The sequence below is a fragment of the Streptomyces sp. NRRL F-2664 genome, assembly GCF_000719345.1.
Classification (GTDB): Bacteria; Actinomycetota; Actinomycetes; order Streptomycetales; family Streptomycetaceae; genus Streptomyces.
This window is the reverse complement of sequence record NZ_JOFX01000017.1, coordinates 22,616-46,951: the sequence shown is the minus strand read 5'-3', so window position 1 is coordinate 46,951 and position 24,336 is coordinate 22,616. Positions and strand designations below refer to the sequence as shown.

General features: G+C 74.1%; 23 protein-coding genes and 1 tRNA gene. 12 read left to right on the top strand and 12 right to left on the bottom strand.

The annotated features are described in order from the left end of the window. Positions 1-37: 37 nt before the first annotated feature. Positions 38-1,399 carry an alkaline phosphatase PhoX gene (locus IF89_RS0116855; RefSeq protein WP_030767931.1) on the bottom strand — a complete coding sequence of 454 codons (1,362 nt, stop codon included), beginning with the start codon at positions 1,397-1,399 and terminating at the stop codon, positions 38-40. Positions 1,400-1,426: 27 nt separating this feature from the next. After that, complete coding sequence (locus IF89_RS0116850) at positions 1,427-1,984, bottom strand: hypothetical protein (RefSeq protein ID WP_030767929.1); 558 nt, start codon at positions 1,982-1,984, stop codon at positions 1,427-1,429. A gap of 304 nt (positions 1,985-2,288) precedes the next feature. Here IF89_RS0116850 and IF89_RS0116845 point away from each other — a divergent pair, with 304 nt between their 5' ends. Together IF89_RS0116845 and IF89_RS0116840 are read left to right on the top strand one after the other, a co-directional pair. Continuing rightward, positions 2,289-3,608 (top strand): cytochrome P450 family protein, encoded by a 1,320-nt coding sequence (locus IF89_RS0116845; protein ID WP_051807129.1) that lies wholly within the window; start codon positions 2,289-2,291, stop codon positions 3,606-3,608. A 39-nt stretch (positions 3,609-3,647) separates the two neighbouring features. Continuing rightward, positions 3,648-4,727, top strand: coding sequence for an amidohydrolase family protein (locus IF89_RS0116840; RefSeq protein ID WP_234327781.1), 1,080 nt, complete (start codon positions 3,648-3,650; stop codon positions 4,725-4,727). Between the two features lie 54 nt (positions 4,728-4,781). On the opposite strand, the gene IF89_RS0116835 is transcribed toward IF89_RS0116840, so the two are convergent. Together IF89_RS0116835 and zapE are read right to left on the bottom strand one after the other, a co-directional pair. Next, positions 4,782-5,207 carry an OsmC family protein gene (locus IF89_RS0116835; RefSeq protein WP_030767923.1) on the bottom strand — a complete coding sequence of 142 codons (426 nt, stop codon included), beginning with the start codon at positions 5,205-5,207 and terminating at the stop codon, positions 4,782-4,784. 65 nt (positions 5,208-5,272) lie between these two features. Beyond that, positions 5,273-6,304 carry a cell division protein ZapE gene (zapE, locus tag IF89_RS0116830; protein WP_420706926.1) on the bottom strand — a complete coding sequence of 344 codons (1,032 nt, stop codon included), beginning with the start codon at positions 6,302-6,304 and terminating at the stop codon, positions 5,273-5,275. A gap of 108 nt (positions 6,305-6,412) precedes the next feature. Between zapE and IF89_RS0116825 the strand changes: the two genes are divergently transcribed. From IF89_RS0116825 to msrB, 4 genes are all read left to right on the top strand, one after another. Further along, entirely contained in the window at positions 6,413-7,195 is a 783-nt protein-coding gene (locus tag IF89_RS0116825; RefSeq protein WP_030767917.1) for a pyrimidine reductase family protein, read from the top strand. 137 nt (positions 7,196-7,332) lie between these two features. After that, the gene (locus IF89_RS0116820; RefSeq protein ID WP_043194042.1) at positions 7,333-7,800 is read left to right on the top strand and encodes a hypothetical protein; all 468 of its coding nucleotides are present in this window, start codon (positions 7,333-7,335) and stop codon (positions 7,798-7,800) included. Between the two features lie 58 nt (positions 7,801-7,858). Next, positions 7,859-9,256 (top strand): UDP-N-acetylmuramate--L-alanine ligase, encoded by a 1,398-nt coding sequence (murC, locus tag IF89_RS0116815; protein WP_030767912.1) that lies wholly within the window; start codon positions 7,859-7,861, stop codon positions 9,254-9,256. A gap of 23 nt (positions 9,257-9,279) precedes the next feature. Beyond that, positions 9,280-9,693, top strand: coding sequence for a peptide-methionine (R)-S-oxide reductase MsrB (gene msrB / locus IF89_RS0116810; RefSeq protein WP_030767909.1), 414 nt, complete (start codon positions 9,280-9,282; stop codon positions 9,691-9,693). Positions 9,694-9,789: 96 nt separating this feature from the next. Here the strand turns inward: msrB and IF89_RS0116805 are convergent, their stop codons facing one another. Then, on the bottom strand, positions 9,790-10,110 hold the full coding sequence (locus IF89_RS0116805) for a hypothetical protein (RefSeq protein ID WP_030767906.1): 321 nt from the start codon (positions 10,108-10,110) through the stop codon (positions 9,790-9,792). Positions 10,111-10,477: 367 nt separating this feature from the next. On the opposite strand from IF89_RS0116805, the gene IF89_RS0116800 reads away from it, so the two are divergent. From IF89_RS0116800 to IF89_RS0116785, 4 genes are read left to right on the top strand one after another with little or no spacing between them, the layout of a single operon-like run. Then, a complete protein-coding gene (locus IF89_RS0116800; RefSeq protein WP_051807128.1) occupies positions 10,478-12,901 on the top strand; it encodes a sensor histidine kinase in 2,424 nt (807 codons plus the stop codon). Beyond that, on the top strand, positions 12,898-13,317 hold the full coding sequence (locus tag IF89_RS0116795; protein ID WP_030767900.1) for a roadblock/LC7 domain-containing protein: 420 nt from the start codon (positions 12,898-12,900) through the stop codon (positions 13,315-13,317). The genes IF89_RS0116800 and IF89_RS0116795 overlap by 4 nt, the downstream gene beginning before the upstream one ends. Further along, the gene (locus IF89_RS38040) at positions 13,317-13,691 is read left to right on the top strand and encodes a DUF742 domain-containing protein (protein ID WP_043194040.1); all 375 of its coding nucleotides are present in this window, start codon (positions 13,317-13,319) and stop codon (positions 13,689-13,691) included. Before IF89_RS0116795 ends, IF89_RS38040 begins: the two co-directional genes overlap by 1 nt. Next, complete coding sequence (locus IF89_RS0116785) at positions 13,678-14,289, top strand: GTP-binding protein (RefSeq protein ID WP_030767893.1); 612 nt, start codon at positions 13,678-13,680, stop codon at positions 14,287-14,289. The genes IF89_RS38040 and IF89_RS0116785 overlap by 14 nt, the downstream gene beginning before the upstream one ends. Here IF89_RS0116785 and IF89_RS0116780 read toward each other — a convergent pair. The 5 genes from IF89_RS0116780 to IF89_RS0116760 all read right to left on the bottom strand — a co-directional run bounded on the left by IF89_RS0116780 (position 14,246) and on the right by IF89_RS0116760 (position 19,856). Continuing rightward, positions 14,246-15,193, bottom strand: coding sequence for an NAD-dependent epimerase/dehydratase family protein (locus IF89_RS0116780; protein ID WP_199820517.1), 948 nt, complete (start codon positions 15,191-15,193; stop codon positions 14,246-14,248). The two genes, IF89_RS0116785 and IF89_RS0116780, sit on opposite strands and share 44 nt — an antisense overlap. Next, on the bottom strand, positions 15,190-16,428 hold the full coding sequence (locus IF89_RS0116775; protein ID WP_043194039.1) for a cytochrome P450: 1,239 nt from the start codon (positions 16,426-16,428) through the stop codon (positions 15,190-15,192). The genes IF89_RS0116780 and IF89_RS0116775 overlap by 4 nt, the downstream gene beginning before the upstream one ends. Before the next feature lie 187 nt (positions 16,429-16,615). After that, complete coding sequence (locus IF89_RS0116770) at positions 16,616-18,094, bottom strand: class I adenylate-forming enzyme family protein (protein WP_043194038.1); 1,479 nt, start codon at positions 18,092-18,094, stop codon at positions 16,616-16,618. Continuing rightward, positions 18,094-18,828, bottom strand: a complete 735-nt coding sequence (locus IF89_RS0116765) for a glycosyltransferase (RefSeq protein ID WP_030767881.1) — start codon at positions 18,826-18,828, stop codon at positions 18,094-18,096. The genes IF89_RS0116770 and IF89_RS0116765 overlap by 1 nt, the downstream gene beginning before the upstream one ends. A gap of 5 nt (positions 18,829-18,833) precedes the next feature. After that, the gene (locus IF89_RS0116760) at positions 18,834-19,856 is read right to left on the bottom strand and encodes a 3-oxoacyl-ACP synthase III family protein (protein WP_030767878.1); all 1,023 of its coding nucleotides are present in this window, start codon (positions 19,854-19,856) and stop codon (positions 18,834-18,836) included. A 325-nt stretch (positions 19,857-20,181) separates the two neighbouring features. On the opposite strand from IF89_RS0116760, the gene IF89_RS0116755 reads away from it, so the two are divergent. Both IF89_RS0116755 and IF89_RS0116750 read left to right on the top strand, forming a co-directional pair. Then, positions 20,182-22,242 (top strand): phosphocholine-specific phospholipase C, encoded by a 2,061-nt coding sequence (locus IF89_RS0116755; protein WP_030767875.1) that lies wholly within the window; start codon positions 20,182-20,184, stop codon positions 22,240-22,242. Positions 22,243-22,443: 201 nt separating this feature from the next. Next, positions 22,444-23,202, top strand: a complete 759-nt coding sequence (locus tag IF89_RS0116750; protein ID WP_030767872.1) for an alpha/beta fold hydrolase — start codon at positions 22,444-22,446, stop codon at positions 23,200-23,202. Positions 23,203-23,283: 81 nt separating this feature from the next. On the opposite strand, the gene IF89_RS0116740 is transcribed toward IF89_RS0116750, so the two are convergent. Together IF89_RS0116740 and IF89_RS0116735 are read right to left on the bottom strand one after the other, a co-directional pair. After that, positions 23,284-23,356: transfer RNA gene (locus IF89_RS0116740), tRNA-His, on the bottom strand. A 73-nt stretch (positions 23,357-23,429) separates the two neighbouring features. Further along, entirely contained in the window at positions 23,430-24,275 is an 846-nt protein-coding gene (locus IF89_RS0116735) for a glutamine amidotransferase-related protein (protein WP_078628344.1), read from the bottom strand. Positions 24,276-24,336 lie beyond the last annotated feature (61 nt).

The window sequence follows — 24,336 nt, the reverse complement described above, 5'->3', positions numbered from 1 at the left end:
TGGCTGCGGCACTCCCGACGTGCCGCACGCCCCCCGGTCAGCGCCGCCAGGGGCCCGTCACGGCGAAGGTGGTGCCCGGCACGTAGGCGTTGACGTACATGGTCCGCCCGTCGGGGGAGAAGGCCACTCCGGCGAACTCACCCCACTCCGGCGCTCCCGGCCCGCCGATGTCCTGCGCGTTGCGGGCCACCGGGTACACCTCGCCGCCCGCCGTCACCCCCAGCACGTACTGCGCGCCGCCGCCGTCCTCGCACACCATCAGCCCCCCGTCCGGGGCCAGGCAAATGTTGTCGGGGCAGTCCCCGGGCAGCTGTACGTCGGCGGCCGGTCCGAAGAGCAAGTCGAGCCGGAGCCGGGCACGGCGCGGATCGTAGAACCACACCTGACCGTGGTGGTCCGCCGGCGCGCCCTCGCCCCTGCGGGCGTAGCTGGACACGAAGTACACGCCTCCGCCGCCCCAATAGCAGCCCTCCAGCTTCTGCGCGTGGGTGATGCCGCCCCGGCCGAAGTCCTGGTGCCGGATCGCCGTGCCCGCGGCCGACGGGTCCGGTACGGGCACCCACTCCACCGGGAACTCCGCCCCGGGCTCGTCCACGGCCGCCAGGTCCGCCAGACCCGGGACCCGCAGAGCCTCCAGCGCCCCGCCCGCCCGCAGCGAACCGGCGCCGCCGAGCGGCCGCTCCGGCAGGAACCGGTAGAACAGCCCGAAGGGCCGGACGAAGGCGTCCTCGGTCTCGTACACCACCCCGCGGTACGGGTCCACGGCGACGGCCTCGTGCGCGAAGCGGCCCATCGCGGTGAGCGGGACCGCGCCCGAGCGGTGCGGCCGGGCGGGATCCACCTCGAAGACGTAGCCGTGGTCGCGGGCGTAGCCGGAGGTGCCCGCGCGGTCCTCGGTCTCCTCGCAGCTCAGCCAGGTGTGCCACGGGGTGCGCCCGCCGGCGCAGTTGACGGCGGTGCCCGCCAGGGCGACCCGTTCGCCGGTGACCCGCCCGTCCGGGGCGAGGTCCAGGGCCGTACAGCCGCCGAGCGCCCCGGGGTCGTAGGTCAGCCCGGCCACGGCGGGCACCCGCAGGGCGGCGGTGGCGCGGTTCTCGTGGTTGCGCACCAGCCGCACCCGGCCGCCCCCGGCGTCGAAGGCGGCCATGCCGTCGCAGTGGGAGGGGACGGCGCCCTCGCCGGAGCGCAGCGGGTCCCCCGCGCGCGAGAGCAACCGGTAGGCGAATCCGGCGGGCAGGTCGAGCAGGCCGCGCGGGTCGGGCAGCAGCGGCCCGTACCCGCCGCCGGCCCGGGCGGCGGCCCCGGCCGAGGCGGGGGAGCCGCCGGCGAACAACGCGCCCAGGGCTCCGCTGAAGGCGATCGCGCCGGCGGCGACCAGGCTGCGTCGGGAGACGGACATCGGCGGCTCCGGTCAGGACGGGGGACGTCAGGGGCGGGTGGTGCCGGGCAGGCAGGTCACCGCCGGGTTGAACGTCTCGTGCAGGCCGCGGGGGTTCTTCTTCCACAGCCACAGGTGCAGGGCGTAGTGGACGGGCTGGCCGGGGAAGTTGCCGGGCTTGGGCCCCTTGAAGGCGGTGCCCAGCATGCTCGGGCGGTCGTCGTCCGTGCTCAGCTTCTGGTCGCGGTCGTAGACCAGCCACTGGACCCCGACGAGGCGCTTGCCGCCGCGCCCGTCGTCCTCGTAGTACAGCGCGGCCGGCTTCGCCGGGTCGACGGAGTTGTCGTAGGCGTGGTTGAAGTGCGGGTAGCCGAGCGCACCGGTCCGGCCGACCCGGTCGAAGACGCAGTACTTGTCGGGCACATAACCCGCCGCCACCGCGTTGGCGTGCACCTGATACTTGGCGGTCGCGCTGTACACGGCCGCCCGGTCGGCCAGGGCCCGGCCGGTGTCCGGGCCGTGTCCGGCGGCGGCCGGCGGCGCCGCGACGGCGGCCAGGACGAGCGCGGCGGCTGCGGTGAGGGCGGGGGCGGGACGTCGGACCATGCGCGTGCTCCTCGTGACGGGCTGGCTGGTGGCACAGCAGCCCTTCCCGCACGCCACCGCGCCCGCCCCGCGCCGGCCCCCGGACGGCACGGACGGACGACCGCCGATCGGCCGACGGCCGATCCGCCCTCCCCCGCCCGACCGGTCGCGGGGCATCCGCCCGCCGCCGGCGCCGGCGGCTCACCCGAACGGGACCCGGGCCGTTTCGCGGCGCACCGGCACAGGGAACCGGTGAGTCCGCAGACGGCCGCTGTGACGGCCACGGCCACCGCCAGGGCGGCGGATGCGACGGAAGGTGCGGAACATGGCGCAGCGGGACGCGGACGCGGCACCGAACGGCGACGGAGGACTGCAGGACATCGTGTCGGCCGTCTCCCGGGGCGCGCCGGAGTACCGGCAGTGCCCCCACCCCCTGTACGCCGTCCTGCGCGAGCAGGCCCCGGTGTGCCGGCTGACCCCGCCCCACGGGGTCGACACCTATCTGATCACCCGGTACGACGACGCCCGCGACGCCCTTTCGGACCCCCGGTTCAGCAAGGACATGCACGGAGCCATCGACACCTACCACGCGGTGTACGGCAGCTTCTTCGACGCGCTCGACGACAACGTGCTCTTCTCCGACCCGCCGCGGCACACGCGGCTGCGCCGCATCCTGCGCAGTGCGTTCACCCCGCGCCGGGTGGAGCAGATGCGCCCGCGGATCACCGAGATCGCCGAGGCGATCCTCGGCGAGTGCCGCAGGGCGGGCACGGTCGACCTGATGGCCTCGTTCGCGTTCCCGCTGCCCGTCGCGGTCCTGTGCGAGCTGATGGGGATCCCGCAGGAGGACCGCCCGGAGATCCTGGAGCAGTTCGCGGTGGTCACCCGCTCCCGGTTCGACCCCAGCCGCAGGGCGGAGCTGAAGGCGGCCGAGGAGCGGCTCCAGCACCGGCTGGAGCGGCTCATCCGCGACACCCGCGACCACCCGTCGGACAGCTTCCTCAGCGACCTGGTCCGGGGGGAGGAACGCCTGGACGACCCCGAACTGGTCGCGTCGCTGTGGGTGCTGTTCTTCGCCGGCCACAAGACCACCGCCTACCAGATCGGCAACTGCGTCCTCAACCTGCTGCTCCACCCCGACCAGGCGGCCCGGCTGCGTGAGGACCCGCGGCTCGTTCCGGGGGCGGTCGAGGAGATGCTGCGCTTCGAGGGGTCGGTGGAGACCTCCACCTTCCGGTACGCGGCCGAGGACGCCCGGATCCGGGACACGGTCATCCCCGAGGGCTCGCTGGTGCAGATCGCGATCTCCTCGGCCAACCGGGATCCGGAGCGCTTCGACGCACCCGACGAGCTGGACGTGACGCGCGAAGGGCTGCAGGGCACGCACCTGGGCTTCGGCCACGGCACCCACTACTGCCTCGGGGCGCCGCTGGCCCGGCTCGAACTCGAGATCGCGCTCACGTGCCTGCTGCGGGAGTTCCCCGACATGCGGGCGGTGGACCTCCAGGAGACGCGGGGCGCGTGGCTCAAGGGGCCGGTGCCGGCCTTCCGGGGGCTGGAGCACCTCCGGCTCGTCCTGGAGCCCGCCCGCCCGGACGGGGACCCCGGCGAGCCGACCCTGGCCTCCGTGGCCTCCGGAAAGTAACCCAGACCCGATGGGCGGTGGATTGGCATGACGGATTCTGTGAGTACCCCCGTGCGGCTCCTGGGCACGCCGGCGGACGAACTGCGCATCGCGGCGGTGGGCACCAGCGAGGTCATCCGGATCGCCCGGGGCCCGTCCGCGCCGGTCGCGGACACGGCGGGCGCGGTCCACTCGAAGATCGACATGCACCACCACTACTGTGCGCCGGAATGGCGCGAGTGGGCCGTGCACCACGGGCTCATCACCCCGGAGCAGCTGCCCCCGTGGGCCCGCCTCGGAACCGAGGCGGCGATCCGGTTCATGGACGACGCCGGCATCACCACCGCCGTCCTCAAGCCGATGCTGCCGGCGCGCTACCGCTCGTCCGCGCAGCTGCGCGAGGCCGTCACCATCACCCTGCGGTCGATGATCGAGGTGGCGACCTCGCACCCGGGCCGGTTCTCCTACTACGTGCCGCTCTTCCTGGACGACCAGGAGGCGTCGTCCTGGGCCGTGCGCCGCGGGCTCGGGCAGCTCGGCGCCGTCGGCGTCAACGTCACCGCCAACTACGGGGGCGTCTACCTCGGGGACCCCGCCTACGACCGGCTCTTCCACGAACTGAACGAACACCGTGCCGTGGTGGACACCCACCCGCACAACCTCCCGGGCGGCCCGCCCGGCGCGCCGGCCGTCCCGGGCATCCCGAACTTCATGTGCGACTTCCTGCTGGACACCACCCGCGCCGCCGTGAACATGATCAGCAGGCGGACGCTGGACCGCTTCCCGGACGTCTCGGTGGTCCTGCCGCACGCCGGCGGCTTCCTGCCGTACATCGCCACGCGGTTGCAGGCCCTCGGCCGGTTCTGCGAACCGAGCGTCGAGCCCGCCGCCGTCCGCGACCACCTGGGCCGCTTCTACTACGACACCGCGGGCCCCATGGCGCCTGCGGCGACCCTGCTGGAGCACGTCCCGGCCGACCACGTCCTCTTCGGCACCGACTGGCCCGCCGCTCCTGCCGACACGGTCCTCGACCTGGCGCTGCCGGCCCTCGAAGCGGACCCGGCCTTCACCCCGGAGCAGCTGCGGGGGATCTACCACGGCAACGCCCTGCGCCTGATCCCGCAGCTGGCGACGGCCTGACGGCCGGACCGGGGGTGCGGGCCGCATGCCCGCGGCCCGCACCCCCGTGCGCGATCAGGCGAGCTTGGCGCTCAGGGTGATCGTGGTACCGGTCAGGGCCTGGCTGACGGGGCAGTTCTTCTTGGCGTCCTCGGCGGCGGCGACGAAGGCGTCGTCGTCCAGGCCCGGGACCTCGCCCTCCACGGTGAGGTGGATGCCGGTGATGCCCTCACCGGGCTGGAAGGTGACGTCCGCCTTGGTCTCCAGCCGGGTGGGCGGGGTGCCCGCGCCCGCGAGGCCGTGGGAGAGGGCCATCGAGAAGCAGCTGGAGTGCGCGGCCGCGATCAGCTCCTCCGGGCTGGTCTTGCCGTTCGGGGCCTCGGAACGGGCGGGCCAGGAGACGTCGTACGAACCGATGCCCGAGGAGTCGAGGCTGACGACGCCCTTGCCCTTGAGCAGGTCGCCTTCCCAGACGGTGTGCGCGTGACGCGTGGTGGCCATGGTGGTCCCTTCGCAGATGGTGGGAAACGGCCGGGTTCCTCCGGAAGGCTCCCGGCGCTCCAAACCTACTGGGACACCAGGGGTTTCGCGTCGCGCGCCAGCGCGGTGAGCCGCGATATGGCGCGGAAGTACTTCTTCCGATAGCCGCCGTTCAGCATGTCCTCACTGAACAGCCGGTCGAAGGGGACACCGGAGGCCAGCACCGGCACCTCCCGGTCGTACAGCCGGTCGGCCAGGACCACCAGCCGCAGCGCCGTCGACTGGTCCGGCACCGGGCCGACGCCGGTCAGGCAGACGGCCGTGATGCCGTCGGTCAGCGCACCGTATCGGCTCGGGTGCACCCGGGCCAGGTGCTCCAGCAGGCCGGGGAAGTCGTCCAGGCTCGCGCCCTCGGTCGCGTACGCGGCCTTGGTGACCTGCTCGTCGGAGAAGGGCGCCGGCGCCTGCGGCAGGCCGCGGTGGCGGTAGTCCTGGCCGTCGATGCGCAGCGGCCGGAAGTGCGCCGACAACCCCTGGATCTCCCGCAGGAAGTCCGCGGCGGCGAAGCGGCCCTCGCCGAGCTTGCCGGGCAGCGTGTTCGAGGTGGCGGCCAGCGCCACGCCCTGCTCGACGAGGCGGCTGAGCAATGAGGACACCAGCACGGTGTCGCCCGGGTCGTCCAGTTCGAACTCGTCGATGCACAGCAGCCGGTGCCCGCCGAGGGTCTGCACGGTCTGCTGGAAGCCGAGCGCTCCCACCAGGTTCGTGAGCTCGACGAAGGTGCCGAAGGCCTTGAGCGCGGGTTCGGCCGGGGTCGCGTGCCACAGGGAGGCGAGCAGGTGCGTCTTGCCGACGCCGTAGCCGCCGTCGAGGTAGACCCCGCGCGGGCCGGCGGGGGCGGCCGGCTTCTTGGAGAACCAGCGCTTGCGGCCGGCGCCGCTCGCGTGCGCCCCGCCCAGGCCGGCGGCGAAGCCGCTCAGCACGGTGACGGCCTCGGCCTGGCTGGGCTGGGCCGGGTCCGGGTTGTAGGTGTCGAAGCGGACGGAGTCGAACCGCGGCGGCGGCACCATCTCGGCCACCAGCCGTTCGGCGGGCACCCGCGGCTCGCGCGCGCACAGCGCCTGCGGCCCGGCGTCGGCCGCCGGGGGCCGGCCGGGGGTGTAACCGGAGGTGGGGAGTGAGGTCGACACAGCCCTTAACTCTACGGGGCGTGTCAGACTGCACCGATGCGACGCCTGTTCCCTGTGACCGATCAGACACCAGCCCGGACCCGGGACGAGGCCGACCGCGAGTGGTCGCTCGACGAGCTCGCGGACGCCTACGCGTACCCCGCCCTGGCGGCCGACGGCCACTGGCTCCGGGCCAACATGGTCTCCACCCTGGACGGCGCCGCCCAGCACGAAGGCCGCTCGCAGCCCATCTCCGGCGAGACCGACATGCGGATCTTCGGCACCCTGCGGGCACTGGCCGATGTGGTGGTCGTGGGCGCGGAAACGGTTCGCCAGGAGGGTTACCGCCCGGCCCGCGCCCGGGACGCCTTCGCGGCGCGCCGCGCGGCCGCCGGACAGGGTCCCGCCCCGGCCATCGCGGTGGTCACCGCCGGGCTGGACCTGGACTTCTCGCTGCCGCTGTTCACCTCTCCGCTGGTGCCGACCCTGGTGGTCACCGGTGCTGCCGCGCCGTCCGACCGGGTGGCCGAGGCGGTGCACGCCGGGGCCGAGGTGGTGGTGGCCGGCGAGGGCGCCGCCGTGGACGCGGCCCGGGCCGTACGGGAGCTCGCCGCGCGGGGGCTGCGCCGCCAGCTCACCGAGGGCGGGCCCCGGCTGCTGGGCCAGTTCGTGGCCGCCGACGTGCTGGACGAACTGTGCCTGACGATCTCCCCGACGCTCACGGCGGGCGGCGCCCAGCGGATCGCCGGCGGCCCGTCCGTCACGGTTCCGCACCGGCTCGCGCCCGCCTGCGTACTGGAGGAGGCCGGGTTCCTCTTCACGAGCTACCGTCGGATCTGACAAGGGGCGGAATTTCCCGTTCCGCTTTGCTTCCGCTGGGCACATATACCTGCGCAGGCCCCGTGCGACAGCGGGGCAGGATGGTTTCCGCAGGGGCCGGCCGCGGCCGGCCTCGGCCCATGAAGGAGAGGGCGTCCGTGTTCACGAGCGTATTGATGATCGAGCAGCCGCTGACCACGGTGGACGTGGACTTCGTCACCAGCCTCCACGGAGACGACCCGGTCTCCTTCGTCGTCCTCATGCAACCGCGGGGCGACCAGGACCGACTGCTGCGCGCCATCGACGACGTAGCGCTCGGCGAACTGCCCGAAGCCATCCGCGAGGGTGACGAACCCGAGGGCGAGGACGCGCTCGGCCCCGCCGCGCACGCCCTCGCGCACTCCCTGAACGCCCTGCGGCACAAGGGCGCCAAGGCCGTCGGGCAGATCGTCGAGAAGCATCCGCTCGACAAACTGCAGGCCGTCGTGGACGAGACGGGCGCGGACGAGGTGATCGTCCTGACCTCCCCGCACTTCGTGGAGGAGTTCTTCCACCGGGACTGGGCTTCCCGGGCACGGCACAAGGTCGGCGTTCCCGTGCTCAAGCTCTTCGCCCACAACGAATAGGCTTGGGCCCCAGCGCCCGACGCACCCAAGCACCGCACTCGATCCTGGAGCGACCTGAATGAAGCCCGGCCTGCCGACCGCCATGGAACGGCCCCACTTCATCGGCATCGGCGGCGCCGGCATGTCCGGCATCGCGAAGATCCTGGCCCAGCGCGGCGGCCAGGTAGCCGGCAGCGACGCCCGCGGCGACTCCGAGACCGCCGACGCGCTGCGCGCCCACGGCGTCACGGTCCACGGCGGGCACGCCGCCGGGAACCTCGCCGACGACTCCACCTGCGTCGTCGTCTCCAGCGCCATCCGCGCCGACAACCCCGAGCTGGCCCGCGCCGCCGAGCTCGGCATCCCCGTCGTGCACCGCTCCGACGCCCTCGCCGCTCTGATGGACGGCCTGCGCCCGATCGCCGTCGCCGGCACGCACGGCAAGACCACCACCACCTCCATGCTGGCGGTCTCCCTGTCGGCCCTCGGCCTGGACCCCTCCTACGCCATCGGCGGCGACCTGGACGCGCCCGGCTCCAACGCCCACCACGGCGAGGGCGACATCTTCGTGGCCGAGGCCGACGAGAGCGACCGCACCTTCCACAAGTACTCCCCGCAGGTCGCGATCATCCTCAACGCCGAACTGGACCACCACGCGAACTACGCGTCCATCGAGGAGATCTACGAGTCCTTCGAGACCTTCGTCGGCAAGGTCGTGCCCGGCGGCACGCTCGTCGTCGCCCACGGCCAGGAGGGCGCCGCCGAGATCGCCCGCCGCGTCGCGGACCGCGAGGGCCTCACCGTCGTCACGTACGGCGAGGAGGAGGACGCCGACGTCCGCATCACCAGGATCACCCCGCGCGGCCTGGCCAGCGAGGTCACCGTGGTCCTGGACGGCCGGATGCTCACCTTCACCGTCTCCGTCCCGGGCCGCCACTACGCCCACAACGCGGTCGCCGCCCTCGCCGCGGGCGTCGCCCTCGGCATCCCCGCGCACAACCTGGCCTCCGCCCTCGGCAAGTACACCGGCGTCAAGCGCCGCCTCCAGCTCAAGGGCGAGGCCGCGGGCGTCCAGGTCATCGACTCCTACGCGCACCACCCCACCGAGATGACCGCCGACCTGGAGGCCATCCGCGGGGCCGCCGGGGACTCCCGGGTCCTGGTCGTCTTCCAGCCGCACCTGTTCTCCCGCACCCAGGAACTCGGCAAGGAGATGGGCCAGGCCCTCGCCCTCGCCGACGCCTCCGTGGTCCTGGACATCTACCCCGCCCGCGAGGACCCGGTCCCCGGCGTCACCAGCGAGATCATCATCGCCGCCGCCCGGGCGGCGGGCGCCGACGTCACCGCCGAGCACGACAAGACGGCCGTCGCCGACGTCGTCGCGGGAATGGCCAAGCCCGGTGATCTCGTTCTCACCATGGGCGCGGGCGACGTCACGGACCTCGGTCCGGCGATCCTCGCGCGCCTGTCGAGCTGAGGGAACGAGGGAGCGGGAGAGTCATGTCGTACGAGGTCCACAAGACGGACGAGCAGTGGCAGGCGGAGCTGACCCCGTCCGAGTACCAGGTGCTGCGCCTCGCGGGCACCGAGCCGGCCTTCCGCGGTGAGTACACCGACACCAAGACGGAGGGCGTCTACTCCTGCCGAGGCTGCGGCGCCGAGCTGTTCCGCTCCTCGGAGAAGTTCGACTCGCACTGCGGCTGGCCGTCCTTCTTCGACCCGAAGGACACCGACGCCGTCGAACTGCTCGCCGACACCTCGCACGGCATGGTGCGCACCGAGGTCCGCTGCGCGAAGTGCGGCTCCCACCTGGGCCACGTCTTCGAGGGCGAGGGCTACCCGACGCCCACCGACCAGCGCTACTGCATCAACAGCATCTCGCTGCGCCTGACTCCCACCGCGGACGCGGGCTGACCCCGGGGGCGCAGCACGAGCACCGCCGGGCCCTCCCGGCCCCGCACGGGGCCGGGAGGGCCCGACCGCTTCCGCGCGGCCGGACGGCAGCGGGGCTCAGCCGCTGCACTGGGTCAGTTCGCCGCCCTGGCGGACGCTGTACTGCCCGGGCGGCACGTTCATGACCTGGAAGCCGCCGTTCTGCGCGATCTCGACCGTCCCGCCGAAGCCGGCCGACCCGTACACGTAGGCCGGGCCCGGTGTGAAGCCGCCGCCGGACAGGTGCACCTTCCCGTTCTCCAGGACCCCCGAGGTCGAACACGTCGCGGCCGGGACGGCCGCCGGGGAGTGCGGGACCGCCGCCAGGGCGGCAGGAGCGGCCGCGAACGAGGCGGCCACGAGAGGACCGAGGACGAGGAGCCGAGTGCGCCGGTTCATGAGTCTTCCTTACCGGGAGGAATCGGAAGGCCGCCGGCCGCACTCGCGGACGGGGCCGCCCCTCCATCGTCACCCCGCCCGCCGCCCGGTGCGACCGGAGGGCCGACCGGCCGAAACCGGACGGGGATGGTGTCGATGACGTCGCGGTTCGATTCCGATCCGGTCTCTGGCCTGGGGTGATCCGACGGAGATAGCACGGTCGGCCTGTGAAGACACCTATCCGCTTCTTCCGTCTGTCTGGTTATGATCGCCCCCTCACATCCCGTCACAACCCCGCCGGTTGTGACCGTCCCTCAGCAGTGCCCTGCCCGGTCAGGCTGTTCGGCCACCCCCTGACGTCCCCAGTCGCCCCCGCTCCCGAGGACCGATGTCTCCCACAGAACCCGAAGGCATACGAGGGCAGTCGACGACGCGTCGGTGGCGCCGCGTACGCCTGCGCACCCTCCTCATCTGGCTGGCGGTCGTGCCCACCGTGGCGATGGGTACGCAAGTCGCCGTGAGCGCGGACCGCTTGCTGGAGCAGTCGGCGCGGCTGCGGGCCGACGTGGAGGCCGCCGAGCGGGTCGGCGCTCCCCTCTACACCCTCCTGGTCGACATGCAGGAGGAGCGGACGGCGACCGCGGCCCAGTGGGCCGGCACCAACGGGGCCGATGCCGAACTGCGGGCACGCCGCGCCGCCACGGACTCGGCCGCGGCCGAGTTCCGCCGGCTCGCGGACGATCCGTCGAGGTCCTTCGCCGAAGTGACCCGGCAGCTCGACCGACTGCCCGCGTACCGCCAGCGCGCGGACACCCGCAGCGGCGCCGCCGACAGCACCCTGGCCTACTACTCCGACGTGATCGGCAAGGTCCTCCAGGTCTACCAGCAGGAGTTCAGCCACGCGGACGACGCCGAACTCGCCCAGGCCAGCCGCCCCGTCGTGTCGATGCTCCAGGCCACGGAGATGGTGGCGCGCGAGGACACCGTCCTGGCCCTCGCCGGGCCGTCCGGAGAACTCGGCTTCGTCGGCTACGACCAGTTCGTCAGCTCCCTGGGCGCCCAGCGCTACCTCCACGAGGCGCTGATCGTCCCGCACCTGACGGAGCGGGACGCCCGGTTCTACGAACGGGTCGTCGGCTCGGCGGACTGGCAGGCGAAGACGCGCATCGAGAACGCGGTCCTCTCCGGGCACAAGGACACCGACACGGGCATCAAGGTGCCCGCCGAGGTCGGCGACTGGAAGTCCGCGCACGCCAACTTCTCCGTGCAGATGACCACCCTCAACATCGACCTGGCCCGCTCGGTGCTGTCCCGCGGCGAGGCCAAGGCCGCACAGCTGCAGGCCGAGGTCGCCTGGCTGATAGCCGGGAGCGGCGGCGGGCTGCTGGCCGTCGTGGTCGTGGTCGTGTTCACCACCCGGTCCGTCCTGCGCCGCCTGCGGGACCTGCACGAACGCACGGTCACCGTGGCCGAGGAGACCCTCCCCGAGGTCGTCGCCCGGCTCCAGCGCGGCCAGACCGTGGACCCCGGCGCCCTGCCGGCCGTCAGCGGGGACCGGGACGAGGTCGGACGCATCAGCGACGCCTTCGCCCGGGCCGTCTCCGTGTCGGTCGACGGACACCGCCGACTGGCCGCCGAACGCCACGGGTTCGGCCTGTTCGCCTCGGGCATCGCCTCGCGCACCGGGAACCTCGTCAGCCGCCAGCTGAGCCTCACCGAGGACCTCCAGGACACCTTCGGCCACGACGAGGCGCTGCTCGCCCAGTTGATGCGGTCCGACCAGCTCACGGTCGGCATGCGACGGCAGATCGAGAACCTCCTCATCCTCGCGGGCGGTGAGGTGCCCGACCCGCACACCGAGCCCATGCGCGTCGCCGACCTGCTGCGAGAAGCCGCCGCGGAGGTCGAGGACTTCCGGCGCATCGAGCGGCAGGCCCTCGACGAGACCAGCGTCGAGCCGAGTGCGATCAGCCGGATCAGCCACCTGCTGGCGGAGCTGCTGGACAACGCCACCCGCTTCTCCCCTCCCAAGTCCAAGGTGGTCATCCGCGCCGAACTGGTCGCCGACGGACTGACGGTGGAGATCGAGGACCGCGGGCCGCGGGTCAGCCCCGAGCGGTACGAGGAGATGAACGGGCGCCTGCACCAGGCCCCGCCGTACTCGGTGCTCGCCCAGAACGCGCACCGGCTCGGCCTCTTCGTCGTCGGCCACCTTGCCGACCAGCTCGGCGCCACCGTCACCCTGCGCCGCTCGGTGTACGGGGGCACGTGCGCGGTGGTGGTCCTGCCCGCCGGGCTGCTGCTGCCGACCCAGGAGGAGAGTCCGCGCGAACCCGCCCGGCGCGGGCCGGCGGCCCCGGCGCCCGGCTCCGTACGGCCCGCCGTGCAGCCCGGCTCCGCACAGCCCGACTCCCTCCCGGCCGACTCCGCTCCGGCCGGCGACGCTCCGTCGGCGCCCGGGGGGCCCGTCCCTGCCGAGGACCACGAGCCCGAGCCGGTGCTGCACACGAGCGCCGGACTGCCCAGCCGCCGTACGAAGACGCCCCGGACCGCGCCCGCGGCGTCCGTGCCGGTCGCCACAGCCGCGGCCGTAGCCGTGCCGGGCCAGGCCGGGGCGACCGGGCCGGCACGCCCCGCGCTCCCCGAACGCGTCCCGCAGACGCACCTCGCCGACCAACTGCGCGCGCCCCGCGCGCCGGACACGCAGGCCCCCCAGGACACGGCGACCCCCGAAGAGGTCGCCGACGCCTGGGCGGACTACGAACAGGGGACCCAGACAGTGGAAGAAGAGCTCCGACGGGATCAGCCATGACCACCTCACCGAACACCGCGGCATCCAACGACGCCATCTACAGCGTCCTCGACAACAACCTGAGCAGGATCGCCGGCATCCAGGGAGCCGTGCTCCTGTCCAACGACGGCATCCGGCTCAGCGCCTACCTGCTCGACCAGCCCCAGGCCGAGCGGATGGCGGCCGCCGCCTCCGGCATCGCCTCCACCATGAAGGCGATATCCCGGGAGATCGACGGCGGCCGCGTCATCCGCCAGCTCGTCGAGATGGACGACCGCTACCTCTGCATCGTCGGGTGCGGGGAGGGCAGCACCCTCATCGTGGTGACCTCCCGCAAGGCCCGCCTCGGCGAACTGGGCGGCGAGGCCGTACGCACCGCGCAGGCGCTCGGAGAATGGCTGGGCACCCCCGAGCGCGGCCAGGTGCCGAACCCGTAATGCCGCAGGACGAGCCGCAGCCGCAGCCCGCAAGCCGCCGCCGTACGCGGCTGTACGCACTGACCGACGGTCGTACGGCCGCTGCGCACACCGTCCTGACCATGGACACCACCATCACGGCGGCGGTGACCGGCGACGCGCACGGGGGGCTGCCCACCGAGTGGCAGGAGATCCTCGGCATGTGCGCGCCGCCGGGCGGGCGCGCGGTCGCCGAGATAGCGGCCCGGATGCACATCCGCCTCACCCCCATGACGCTGCTCCTCGGTGAACTCGCCGACCGCGGGCTGATCCACCACCGGCCGCCCCTCGCGGCGTCCGACACCACCGACGTCAACCTGCTCATGAGAATCAGGGACAGCCTTGCCCGGATATGACACGCCCGCCGCACCCGCCCCGGGGCAACCCGCCCCGGTCAAGATCCTCGTCGCCGGTGGCTTCGGAGTCGGCAAGACCACCCTGGTGGAGACGATCTCCGAGATCGAGCCGCTGCGGACGGAGGAGCGCCTGACCGCCGCGGGCGTCGGCGTCGACGACCTCGAAGGCATCGAGTCCAAGAACCTGACCACCGTGGCGATGGACTTCGGCCGCATCACCCTCACCGACGCCGGAATCGTCCTTTACCTGTTCGGCACCCCGGGGCAGGAACGCTTCTGGTTCATGTGGGACGACCTCCTGGGCGGCGCCCTCGGGGCGATCGTGCTGGTCGACACGCGACGCCTCGACCGCAGTTTCCCGGCCGTCGACTTCTTCGAGAGCCGCGGCCTGCCGTTCGTCATCGGCGCGAACTGCTTCCACGGCGAACAGCTCTACACCGCCGAGGAGATCGGGGCGGCCCTGCACCTGCGGGACCCCCGGACGCCCGTCCTCATGCTCGACGCCCGCTCCCGCACGGACGTCCGCGCGTCCCTGCTCGCGCTGCTCGACGTCCTCATCGAGAAGGCCCGGCCGGCCCCGGCGGCCCTCCCCGGCTGACCGGTCCGCGCCGGTCCGGGCCGACACCGCGCAGGTGGTCCTGCAGGGTGTGGCGGGGGAGCCAGCCCCGGGCGCGGGCCCGGGAGAGGTCCAGGACCACCGGGTGGGCCAGCTGGTCCACCGCGTAGCGGCTCAGGGCCGGTTCGGCGGCCGCCAGAGCCTCCGCCAGCCGGGCCGCCGTACGGGCCAGCCGCAGCGGCAGGTGCCGGATCCGGGCCCGGACGCCGTGCGCGTCCAGGACCGCGCGGACGGCGGCGTCCCGCTGGTACGGCTGCGCGTCGGCGATGTTGTACGCCCCCGGCGGCCAGGCCGCGGCCGCGAGAGCGGCCTGCGCCAGGTTCTCCACCGCCGTCAGGCTCAGCCGCACGTCCGGGCCCGGCAGCAGCAGGGTCCCCGCGCGGACCCGGGACAGCAGTCGCGGCAGCAGCGTGGTGTCACCCGGCCCGTAGACGGCCCGCGGGCGCAGCACCACCGCTCCGGCGGCCAGGGCCAGTTCCTCGCCCGCCGCCTTGGTGCGGCCGTAGGCGTTCAGCTGCCCGGCCCGCGGGTGGTCCTCGGCGACGAGCGAGCGGTCCAGCCGCGGGTCGTAGACGCTGGCACTGCTCACCCACACCACCGGCCGGCCGGCGGCGGCCCGCAGCAGCCGCTCGGTGCCGACGACGTTCACGTCGTGCATCAGCGCCTCCGCCGCGGATCCGGGGGAGGGGTCGCCGACCGCCGCCGCGCAGTGCACCACCACGTCCACGCCGGTGAGGTCCGGCTCGCCCGCGGTGGCGTCCCAGAACCGGTGCTCGCCGACCGGGCCCGGCCTGCGCCCCAGACCCACCACCCGGGCGCCGGCCGCGTCGGCGGCGCGTGCCACGTGCCCGCCGCAGAAGCCGCTCGCGCCGGTGACCGCGATCACGACGCCGCCCGTACACGCAGGGTCCGCCAGCCGGGCAGCGCCGCGCCCCGGTCGACGCGGGCGCGTGTCACCACCGGCCGGTAGGGCGCCAGCGCCGCCAGTACGTCGGCCAGCTGCGCGGTGGCCAGCCGGGCCCCCGGGCACGTGTGCGGCCCCGCGCCGAACACCAGGCGGGACAGGGCCGGTTCCGCCGGGCGCAGGGCGTCCGGGTCGCGCCGGTGCGCGTCCGCCGCGTGCCGGGCGACCAGCAGCAGCCGGTCGCCGGCCCGGACCGGGCAGCCGCCCACCGTGCCGTCCGCCGCGGCCGCCCTCGGCAGCAGCGGTGAGGCCGCGGTGACCCGCAGCAGCTCGGCAGCCAGGAGCGGGCGCTGTGCCTCGTCGGCGGCCCGGTCCCACAGCCCGGCGTCCGCACACCAGGCCACGGCTCGCGGCAGCGCAGCGACCGTGGTGTTCACCGCGGCCACCGCCACCATCGCGGCCGGCGCGCCGTCGGCCCGGAGCAGGCCGTGTCCCCGTCGGGCCGGCGGCTGCGCGAGGTCCGGCACGTGCCCGTGCGGCGTCCCCGGCCGGCGATCCGCCGCAGGGCTTCCGCCCGTCGCGCCTGCGCGTCGGCCGGCCGGTGCCGGGTCGCGGACCCTCCCGAGGAGGCCGACCAGCCGGTCGGTGGACCGGACCGCAGCCGCCTCGGCGCGCGGGCGGCGCGGGCCGGGCAGGTGGCTGCGTACGGACGCGGCCGCCGCATCGGAGGCGGCCCGCGCCACCTCGCCCGGGTCGGCGGCGGAGCCCAGCAGGGAGCACACCACCGTCCCGGACAGCTCACGGGCCAGTGCGACGACGTCCACCTCGCCTCCCTGGGCGGTGAGCGGCGCGAGGTGCTGTGCGAGCAACGGCCGCCACGCCTCCCGCAGCTTCTCCACACCGGCCGCGCCGAGGCCGTCCGAGAGGTGCCCCCGGTCCGCCCGGTGGTCGCCGCCCTCCTGGTCGAAGAGCACACCCCCGGTGCCGCCCAGCGCGGAACGCGCCGCCGCACCGGTGGTGCCGCCGGCGGTCCGGTCGAGCTGCAGCCGGGTCAGGGCCTCGCGGTAGGCGTCCGTGCCGTGCACCAGCAGGGTGCCGCCGATCCGGAGCACGGGGCGCCCGCGCGTCGCGGCGAGCAACCCGAACAGCACCGGGTGGCCGCCGAGGTACACCCGGCGGTCGCGGCGCCGGGCCCGGGCGTGGGACGTGGGGCTCATCGGGGCGGTACCTCCGTGTGATCGGCCGGCCGGGCGCTGCGGCAGGGGTGAACGGGTCCGGCGGCGTCGTCGTACGGGTCCGCGGGTACCGGGTCCGGGCCGAGGGCCCGGCCGTGCGGTCCGGGCCGCTGCCCGATGGTCGGACCCGGCCCGGCGGTGCGGGTCCCGGCCCGGCCCCCGGCAGGTGTCACGACCGGTCCAGGTGCCGTGCCGCGAGGGCGGCCGTCGCCGCCCGGTCCGGTTTGCGCGAGCGTCCGGACAGCGGGATCCGCGCGAGGAGCACCTCGTCCGGGCGGGCCGTTCCCATGCGGGCGACCGGCTCGGACAGGGCGGCGCGCACGGCCGGTTCGTCCGCGCCGCGCTGCGGCTGCACCACGGCGACGAGGCGTTCGTCGCCGTCGCCCGCCGGAATCCCGACGAGCACGGCCAGTTCCACCCCCGGCACGTGCAGGGCGGGCTCGTACAGGCCGGGGTAGATGTTCTCTGCCCGGCGCAGCACCATGTCCTTGCACCGGCCCTCCAGCACGATCCGGCCGTCGCCGTCCAGCCGTGCCCGGTCGCCCGTACGCACCCACGGGTCCGGATCCTCCCCGAGGTAGCGGTGGCGGGCCGCCGGCCCGGAGAGCAGCAACTGCCCGTCGTCGTCCCGGTCGGCCCGTACGCCGGGCAGTGGAGCCCCGACCAGGTCCCCGGCACCGTCGAACGCGGACTTCTCCCGGGACTCGACCGCCGCGGCGGGAAACAGCTCGGTGAGCGCGTAGACGCCCCACGCCTCGGCCGCGCCCGCCTCCCGTACGCGGTGCAGCAGTCCGGCCCCGGCGGGCGCGGAGCCCGTCCACACCCGGCCGTGGAAGCGGGCGCCCGCGCCGAGCACGTCGCGCAGCCGAGGAGGCGTCAGATAGGTGTCACTAGGCCTCAGCCGCTGCACCTGCCGAGCCAGCAGGCGGGCGTTGCCGGCCGGTAGGGCGACGGCGGCACCGCGCGTGAGGGAGGGCACGAGGACGAAGAAGGTGCCGCCGAGCACCGGCGCGTCACCGCGGGCGTCGAAGAGGGAGGCGACCGTCTCCATGCCGGCCGACAGGCTCGCCCGGGTGTGCACCACGGCCCGCGGCCGCGAGGTGGTCCCGGAGGTGAACACGATCACCGCGTCGGCGTCGCCGTTCACGGCGGCCCGCGCGGGCACGCCGAGCCGCGGCGCCCGGAGGTCCAGCGCGGGCGCGCACCCCGGCAGCCGGGGCCCGACCGTGGCCACCGGCCCGAGGTCCGCCAGGTCGGGCAGCGCCAGTCCGGCCCGGCGGGCCAGCGGCCGGGCCCAGCCCGCCACCGCCTGCGCGGCCGCGTCGGCCAGCACCAGCGAGGGCCGCGCCAGGGCGAGCCGGGCGCGCAGGACGTCAGGACCGGCGCCCGGGTCCAGGACGGCTCCGCGCAGCCCCAGCCGCCACAGGGCGAGCAGGACGGCCAGGGCCCGCGGCCCGGGGCGCACGGCGACGCCGACGGTGTCCCCGGCACGCAACCCGCGCGCGTGCAGGGCGGCGGCGAACGCGTCGGACAGTTCGGCGAGTTCGCCGCGGGTGGCGCGCACACGCGGTGCGCCGCTGCGGGTGGCCGTGAGCACGGCGGGCCGCTCGGGGCGGTTGCGCAGTGCATGGTCGAGTCGGTCCAGCATCAGCGGGGGTCGTCCGTTCCGTGGGTGCCGCTGCCCTGGTCCAGGTACCAGCGGGCGGTCCCGGCGAGCCCGTAGGCCCGCAGTCGCCGCGTCGAGTTCTCCACGACCATCTCCCGGCAGTGGACGATCCGGTCGGTGTGGCGGCGTACGGCGTTGAGGAAGAGCCGGTCGGTCGGCGAGGGGCGCCGCGGCATGCCGCCGACGGCCAGGTACAGCTCGGCGGTGATGGCCATGTTGTTCCCGGCGTGCATGCGGTACGGGGCCCGGTAGCCGTGGCGGCGGGCGTGCAGCGGCCGCAGCCGGCCGAACAGTGCGGCCAGCGCCACCAGCGCGGCGAATCCGGCCCGGCCCAGCGGGCCGTGCTCGTCGCGCCGGGCCGTGATCCGCCCGCACACGAGGCCGGGGCGGCGGGTGAGCGCGTCGCGTGCGGCCGCCGTCCAGCCGGGCCGGGGCAGGCAGTCGGCGTCGGTGCGGGCGAGCAGCCGCGCACCGCGGGCGATCGCGTACCGGAAGCCGGTGTCCACGGCGGAGCCGACGCCCTTCTCGGGCTCCTCGATCACCTCCACCGGGAAGGGCGCGCGGGCCGCGAACCGGCGGGCGACGGCTCCCGTGCCGTCCGCCGAGGCGTTGTCGACGACCAGCAGGGTGAAGTCCCGGTCCCGCTGCGCGGCGAGCGCCCGGAGGGTGTCCGCGAGCCGGGCCTCCTCCTGGTGCGCGGGCACCACCACCCACATCCGGTTCACGACTTCTCCCAGACCATCGTCGTGATGCTGATGCCGCCGCCCAGGCCGACGAACAACACCCTGTCGCCCGGGACGAGTTCGGGAAAAATTCGGTCCAGCTGTACGCCGATGCTCGCGCTCGCCACGTTGCCGAGCTCCGGCACGGTCACCACCAGCTTCTCGGCGGGCACCCCGGTCAGTTCGGCGAAGCGCTCCAGGTAGGGGACCGTCACCTGGTGCACCAGCACCTTCGCGAAGCCGTCCCACGACATCCCCGTCCGGTGCAGCGTCCGGTCCACGACGGCGGTGCCCACCTTCTCGAAGACGCCGCGCAGTTCGTTCCCGTCGCCGCGGAAGTAGGTGTGGGCGTCCCCGCGCGGGTGCCGGGAGCCGCCGCCGGGTATGCCGCCGACCTCCCAGTGCTCCGAGTGGGTCTCGGTGTCCACGTCGAGGATGCCGCCCCGCTGCACGCCCTCCACCACCACGGCCGCTCCCGCGTCGCCGAAGGTGTAGCCGGCGAACCCGTCGCGCAGCTCCGCCGGACCGGACGGATCCTTGCGCACCGCCCTGCTCGGGGTCTCCCCCGTGACGACCAGGGCCCGCCGCGCCCGCCCGGCCAGCACCATCGACCGGGCGAGGTCGATGCCGTTCACGAAGCTGTTGCAGGCATTGGTGACGTCCAGGGCGTGGGCCCGGGAGCCCAGTTCCGCCTGCACGATGTGGGCGGTCGCCGGCTCGACCATGTCGCGCGAGGCGGAGGCGAAGAGCAGCAGGTCGATGTCGAGCGGGGAGAGCGAGAGGGAGTCCAGCGCCCGGCGGGCGGCACCCACAGCGAGCGTGGAGGCGTACTCGCCCTCGCCGGCGACGCGGCGGGAGCGGATCCCGGTGGCCTGCGTCAGCAGCCTGGGCGGCAGCGCCAGGCCACTGCGGCGCGCCACCTCCTCCTGAAGGGCCTCGGAGGACAGCACCTCCTGGGGCAGGAAGCTGCCGACGGCGGTCAGCCCGGCGCTCCGCGGCGGGTCACACGGCTCGATGAACATGCCCTCACCCTGGCAAGCAGGGCTGCGCAGGGCCTGAGTACGGATGCTCAAACAGCGCAGGTGCGGTGCACGGCCCGGATGAGTAGGAACACGGCGTTCCGGCCATGTGGCCCGTTCACGCCGTCCGGTGCGGCGGGGGCCGACCGCAGCGGACCCGCAGGAACGGCGCGGCAGCGGCCGGGCCGCGGGGCCACGGGCGGTGGGACGCCGTCCGTTCTCCAGCTGTACGGCGCGGTGTCACGAAGGCATCTCCGGCCGGTACCCCGGGCCCGCTGTCCTTGGGGCGCCCCTCGACTCCCCCCTCACCCGCAGAGGTCGTCACCCCATGGCAGAACTCAACCGGCGCAGGTTCCTGCAGATAGCCGGCGGCACGGCCGCGGTCGCGATGCTGAACGACAGCATCGCCCGGGCCGCCGCCATCTCCGCGCAGGGCACCACCGGAACGATCCAGGACATCGAGCACATCGTCGTCCTCATGCAGGAGAACCGGTCCTTCGACCACTACTTCGGCGCGATGAAGGGTGTCCGGGGCTTCGGCGACCCCCGTCCCGTGATCCAGGACAACGGCAGGACGATCTTCCACCAGTCGAACGGCACCAAGGACATCCTGCCCTTCCACCCGCAGGTCGCGGACCTCGGCATGCAGTTCCTGGAAGGACTGGACCACGACTGGGCCGGCGGCCACCAGGCCTACAACAACGGCAAGTACGACAAGTGGGTGCCCGCGAAGACGGCCACGACCATGTCGTACATGACGCGGAACGACATCCCGTTCCATTACGCCCTCGCCGACGCCTTCACGGTCTGCGACGCGTACCACTGCTCCTTCATCGGCGCCACCGACCCGAACCGCTACTACATGTGGACGGGGTACACCGGCAACGACGGCGTGGGCGGCGGCCCGGTCCTCGGCAACCAGGAGCTCGGCTACGGCTGGAAGACGTACCCCGAGCGCCTGGAGGCCGCCGGGATCTCCTGGAAGGTCTACCAGGACATCGGCGACGGCCTGAACGCCGCCGGCCACTGGGGCTGGATCGACGACGCCTTCCGCGGCAACTACGGCGACAACTCGCTGCTGTACTTCAACAGCTACCGCAACGCCCAGCCGGGCAGCGCCCTGTACGAGAAGGCGCGCACCGGCACGAACGTCAAGGCCGGCGACGGCTACTTCGACCGGCTGCGGGCCGACGTGGTGGCCGGCACCCTGCCCCAGGTCTCCTGGATCGCCGCCCCCGAGGCGTTCAGCGAGCACTCGAACTGGCCCACGAACTTCGGCGCCTGGTACATCTCGAAGGTCCTGGACGCGCTGACGGCCAATCCGGCGGTATGGGCGAAGACCGCCCTGTTCATCACCTACGACGAGAACGACGGCTTCTTCGACCACGTCGTCCCGCCCTACCCGCCCGCCTCCTCCGCCTGGGGCCTGTCCACCGCAGACGTGTCGAAGGACCTCTACGCGGGCGGCGGCGGATACGCGGCCGGAGCGTACGGGCTCGGCCCGCGCGTCCCGATGATCGTGGTGTCCCCGTGGAGCAAGGGCGGCTACGTCTGCTCCGAGACCTTCGACCACACCTCCGTGATCCGTTTCATGGAGAAGCGCTTCGGCGTGCACGAGCCGAACATCTCCCCGTGGCGACGCGCCGTCTGCGGCGACCTGACCTCGGCCTTCGACTTCACCCGCGCCGACGCCGCGCCCGCCGCGCTGCCGTCCACCGCCGCGTACGTACCGCCGGACAGGAACCGCCACCCCTCCTACCACCCGACGCCGCCCACGACGGGCGCCCTGCCGCCGCAGGAGGCCGGGTCCAAGCCGACGCGCGCCCTCGGCTACGTGCCGTACGTGGACGGCGCGCGCACCGTCTCCACCGGCAGGTTCACCCTCACCTTCGCCTCCGGCCCGACCCTGGGCGCCCACTTCCACAGCAGGTCGGGCAACCGTACGGACGGCCCGTGGCCCTACACGGTCGAGGCGGGCAAGACCCTCTCGGACACCTGGTCCACCAGCAGCTCCACCGGCAACCGGATCGACCTGACGGTGTGGGGCCCCAACGGCTTCCTGCGCACCTGGAAGGGCCCGACGAAGAAGGCCGGTCCGGAGGTCACGGCCCGCCACGTCACCGCCACCGGCAACCTGGCCCTGACGATGACCAACTCGGGCACGGCCGCCGTCAACCTCACGGTGACCAACACCTACGGCGGCACCCCCCAAACCCTCCGGGTGCCGGCCGGCGCCACCGTGAACCACACCGTGAACCTCGCCTCCACCGGCCGCTGGTACGACGTCCAGGTCGTCTCCGACCTCGACACCGCCTTCCTGCGGCGCTTCGCCGGACACGTGGAGACCGGCGCCCCGGGCGTGTCCGACCCGGCGATCAGGACCGCCTGATCCGGTCACCGGTGCGCGCAGCAGCCGCCGTTCGGGGGCCGCCAGGTCCGCCGGGCGATGGCTGCGGGCGTGCCGCCGGGGGCCGGGCCGGGCCGGGCAGCGGGTCCGTGCCGCGCTGCCCGGCCCGCGGTGTGACGGTGGGCGCGATGGGCATGACGTACGGCGTCGGTTGTCACCACCTCCGTCACCGAGGGAGAACGCATGGCCATCACCCACCGCCGGATCGGTACCGGACCCGTCCGCGTCATCGTGCTGCACGACTGGTTCGGTACGTCCGCCAACTGGGGCTCCGTGCTGGACCATCTCGACCCCGGCGGCTTCTCGTACGCCTTCCTCGACTACCGGGGCTACGGCGAGCGCCGCGACGTCTCCGGCCGCCACACCCTCCCCGAGATCGCCGACGACGTCCTCGAACTCGCCGACCAGCTCGGCTGGGACACCTTCTCCCTGCTCGGTCACTCCATGGGCGGCAAGGCCGCCCAGCAGGTACTCGTCCGGGCCCCGCAGCGCATCGAGAAGCTCGTGGGGGTCGCCCCGGTCCCGGCCGCGCCGTACGCGATGGACGACGCCACCCACGCGCTCTTCTTCGGGGCCGCCGAGAGCCCCGGCAACCGGCGCACCATCATCGACCTCGTCACCGGCAACCGGGCGAGCGGCCACTGGATCGACCGGATGGTCACCCACTCCCTGGAGGCCTCCCGGCCGGAGGCCTTCGCCGCCTACCTCGCGAGCTGGCAGTCCCTGGACCTGTCCGCCGCCGTCAAGGGCAACACGGTCCCGGTGCTCGTCCTGGTCGGGGAGTACGACCTCGCCCTCACCGCCGACGTGATGCGCGCCACCTGGCAGGCGTGGTATCCGAACTGCCGGATCGTGACCCTGGCCGGCTCGGGGCACTACCCGCCGCACGAGACGCCGGTGGCCTTCGCCACGGAGGTGGAGGCCTTCCTCCGCGACTGGTGACGAGGCCGCCGACGCACCGGACAGCCCTGGGTACGAAAAAACCCCTGGGGCACGAGGCGACCTCGTACCCCAGGGGATCAGGGTGAGTGACGGGACTTGAACCCGCGGCCACCTGGACCACAACCAGGTGCTCTACCAACTGAGCTACACCCACCACGAGGGGCGGAGGACCGCCCCTCGATGTGCATGCACAGCATAGCCGATCTGCGGGGTGGTCCTGCGACGCGTTATCCGGCCGACCTGCTCGCGGCCGGGCCGGCGGCGAGCCCCGACGCCCCCGCGTCGCGGCGTCCGGCGGCGTGCGCGACGGCCGCCACGGCGAGGGCCCTGATGATCGGGTGCGGCCTCGTCCCGTCCCCGTGAAGCTCCGGCTGGAAGAGCGTGGCCAGGAAGAACGGGTGCCCCGGCAGCTCCGCGACGCGCACCTGACCGTCCTCGTCGTGCCCCGACAGCCGCAGCCCGTGCGCGGTGAGCGCCGGCAGGTGCCGCGGGTCCGGGCCGTAGGCGCAGTGGTAGCGCTCCGTCGACCGCTCCGCGCCGAGCGCGGCCTCGGCGAGTGAACCGGGGGCGGCCCGGACGATGCCCTCGTGGCCGACGAGCGAGCAGGCGAGCGGGGCGATCAGCAGGTCCCGTGCCCCGGGATCGTTCTCGGCGTGGGCCGCGTCGGCCAGCCCGCACACCGTGCGGGCGTACTCCAGCAGGGCGTGCTGGAAGCCGCCGCAGGTCCCGAGGAAGGGGATGCCCCCCTCGCGGGCCACCCGGATCGCCGCCAGCGCCCCGGCCTCGCTGGCGTACGGGCTGCCCGGCAGCACCCACACGGCGTCGAAGCGGGCCAGGGTCCCGGCGGCGGCCTGCGCCGCGGCGTCCGCGGTGGGGATCCAGTAGGCGTCGAGGACGAGGCCGTCGCGGGTGGCGAGCGCGTCGAGGAGGAGCGGGATCCGGGCGTGGGACTCCACGTGCGGGGAGCGGTCGCCGACCAGGGCGATCCGCGCCACCTCCGGGGCCCCGGCGGACAGCGCGGTGCGGGTGGTGCGCGCGGCATCTGTGGCGGAGGTGGTGCGTGCGGTGGTCATGCGGATCATCCTGCGGCCGTCGCACGGTTCAGCGCCAACGACTGTCGGTGCACCTGCCATC

Coding starts and splice junctions, on each gene's coding strand:
- IF89_RS0116750 (WP_030767872.1), top strand. CDS start 22,444: ATGGCCATCACCCACCGCCGGATCGGTACCGGACCCGTCCGCGTCATC.
- IF89_RS38040 (WP_043194040.1), top strand. CDS start 13,317: ATGCCGCAGGACGAGCCGCAGCCGCAGCCCGCAAGCCGCCGCCGTACG.
- IF89_RS0116835 (WP_030767923.1), bottom strand. CDS start 5,207: ATGGCCACCACGCGTCACGCGCACACCGTCTGGGAAGGCGACCTGCTC.
- msrB (WP_030767909.1), top strand. CDS start 9,280: ATGTCGTACGAGGTCCACAAGACGGACGAGCAGTGGCAGGCGGAGCTG.
- IF89_RS0116800 (WP_051807128.1), top strand. CDS start 10,478: ATGTCTCCCACAGAACCCGAAGGCATACGAGGGCAGTCGACGACGCGT.
- IF89_RS0116755 (WP_030767875.1), top strand. CDS start 20,182: ATGGCAGAACTCAACCGGCGCAGGTTCCTGCAGATAGCCGGCGGCACG.
- IF89_RS0116850 (WP_030767929.1), bottom strand. CDS start 1,984: ATGGTCCGACGTCCCGCCCCCGCCCTCACCGCAGCCGCCGCGCTCGTC.
- IF89_RS0116735 (WP_078628344.1), bottom strand. CDS start 24,275: ATGACCACCGCACGCACCACCTCCGCCACAGATGCCGCGCGCACCACC.
- IF89_RS0116845 (WP_051807129.1), top strand. CDS start 2,289: ATGGCGCAGCGGGACGCGGACGCGGCACCGAACGGCGACGGAGGACTG.
- IF89_RS0116765 (WP_030767881.1), bottom strand. CDS start 18,828: ATGTGGGTGGTGGTGCCCGCGCACCAGGAGGAGGCCCGGCTCGCGGAC.
- IF89_RS0116795 (WP_030767900.1), top strand. CDS start 12,898: ATGACCACCTCACCGAACACCGCGGCATCCAACGACGCCATCTACAGC.
- IF89_RS0116825 (WP_030767917.1), top strand. CDS start 6,413: ATGCGACGCCTGTTCCCTGTGACCGATCAGACACCAGCCCGGACCCGG.
- IF89_RS0116770 (WP_043194038.1), bottom strand. CDS start 18,094: ATGCTGGACCGACTCGACCATGCACTGCGCAACCGCCCCGAGCGGCCC.
- murC (WP_030767912.1), top strand. CDS start 7,859: ATGAAGCCCGGCCTGCCGACCGCCATGGAACGGCCCCACTTCATCGGC.
- IF89_RS0116775 (WP_043194039.1), bottom strand. CDS start 16,428: ATGAGCCCCACGTCCCACGCCCGGGCCCGGCGCCGCGACCGCCGGGTG.
- IF89_RS0116805 (WP_030767906.1), bottom strand. CDS start 10,110: ATGAACCGGCGCACTCGGCTCCTCGTCCTCGGTCCTCTCGTGGCCGCC.
- IF89_RS0116760 (WP_030767878.1), bottom strand. CDS start 19,856: ATGTTCATCGAGCCGTGTGACCCGCCGCGGAGCGCCGGGCTGACCGCC.
- IF89_RS0116855 (WP_030767931.1), bottom strand. CDS start 1,399: ATGTCCGTCTCCCGACGCAGCCTGGTCGCCGCCGGCGCGATCGCCTTC.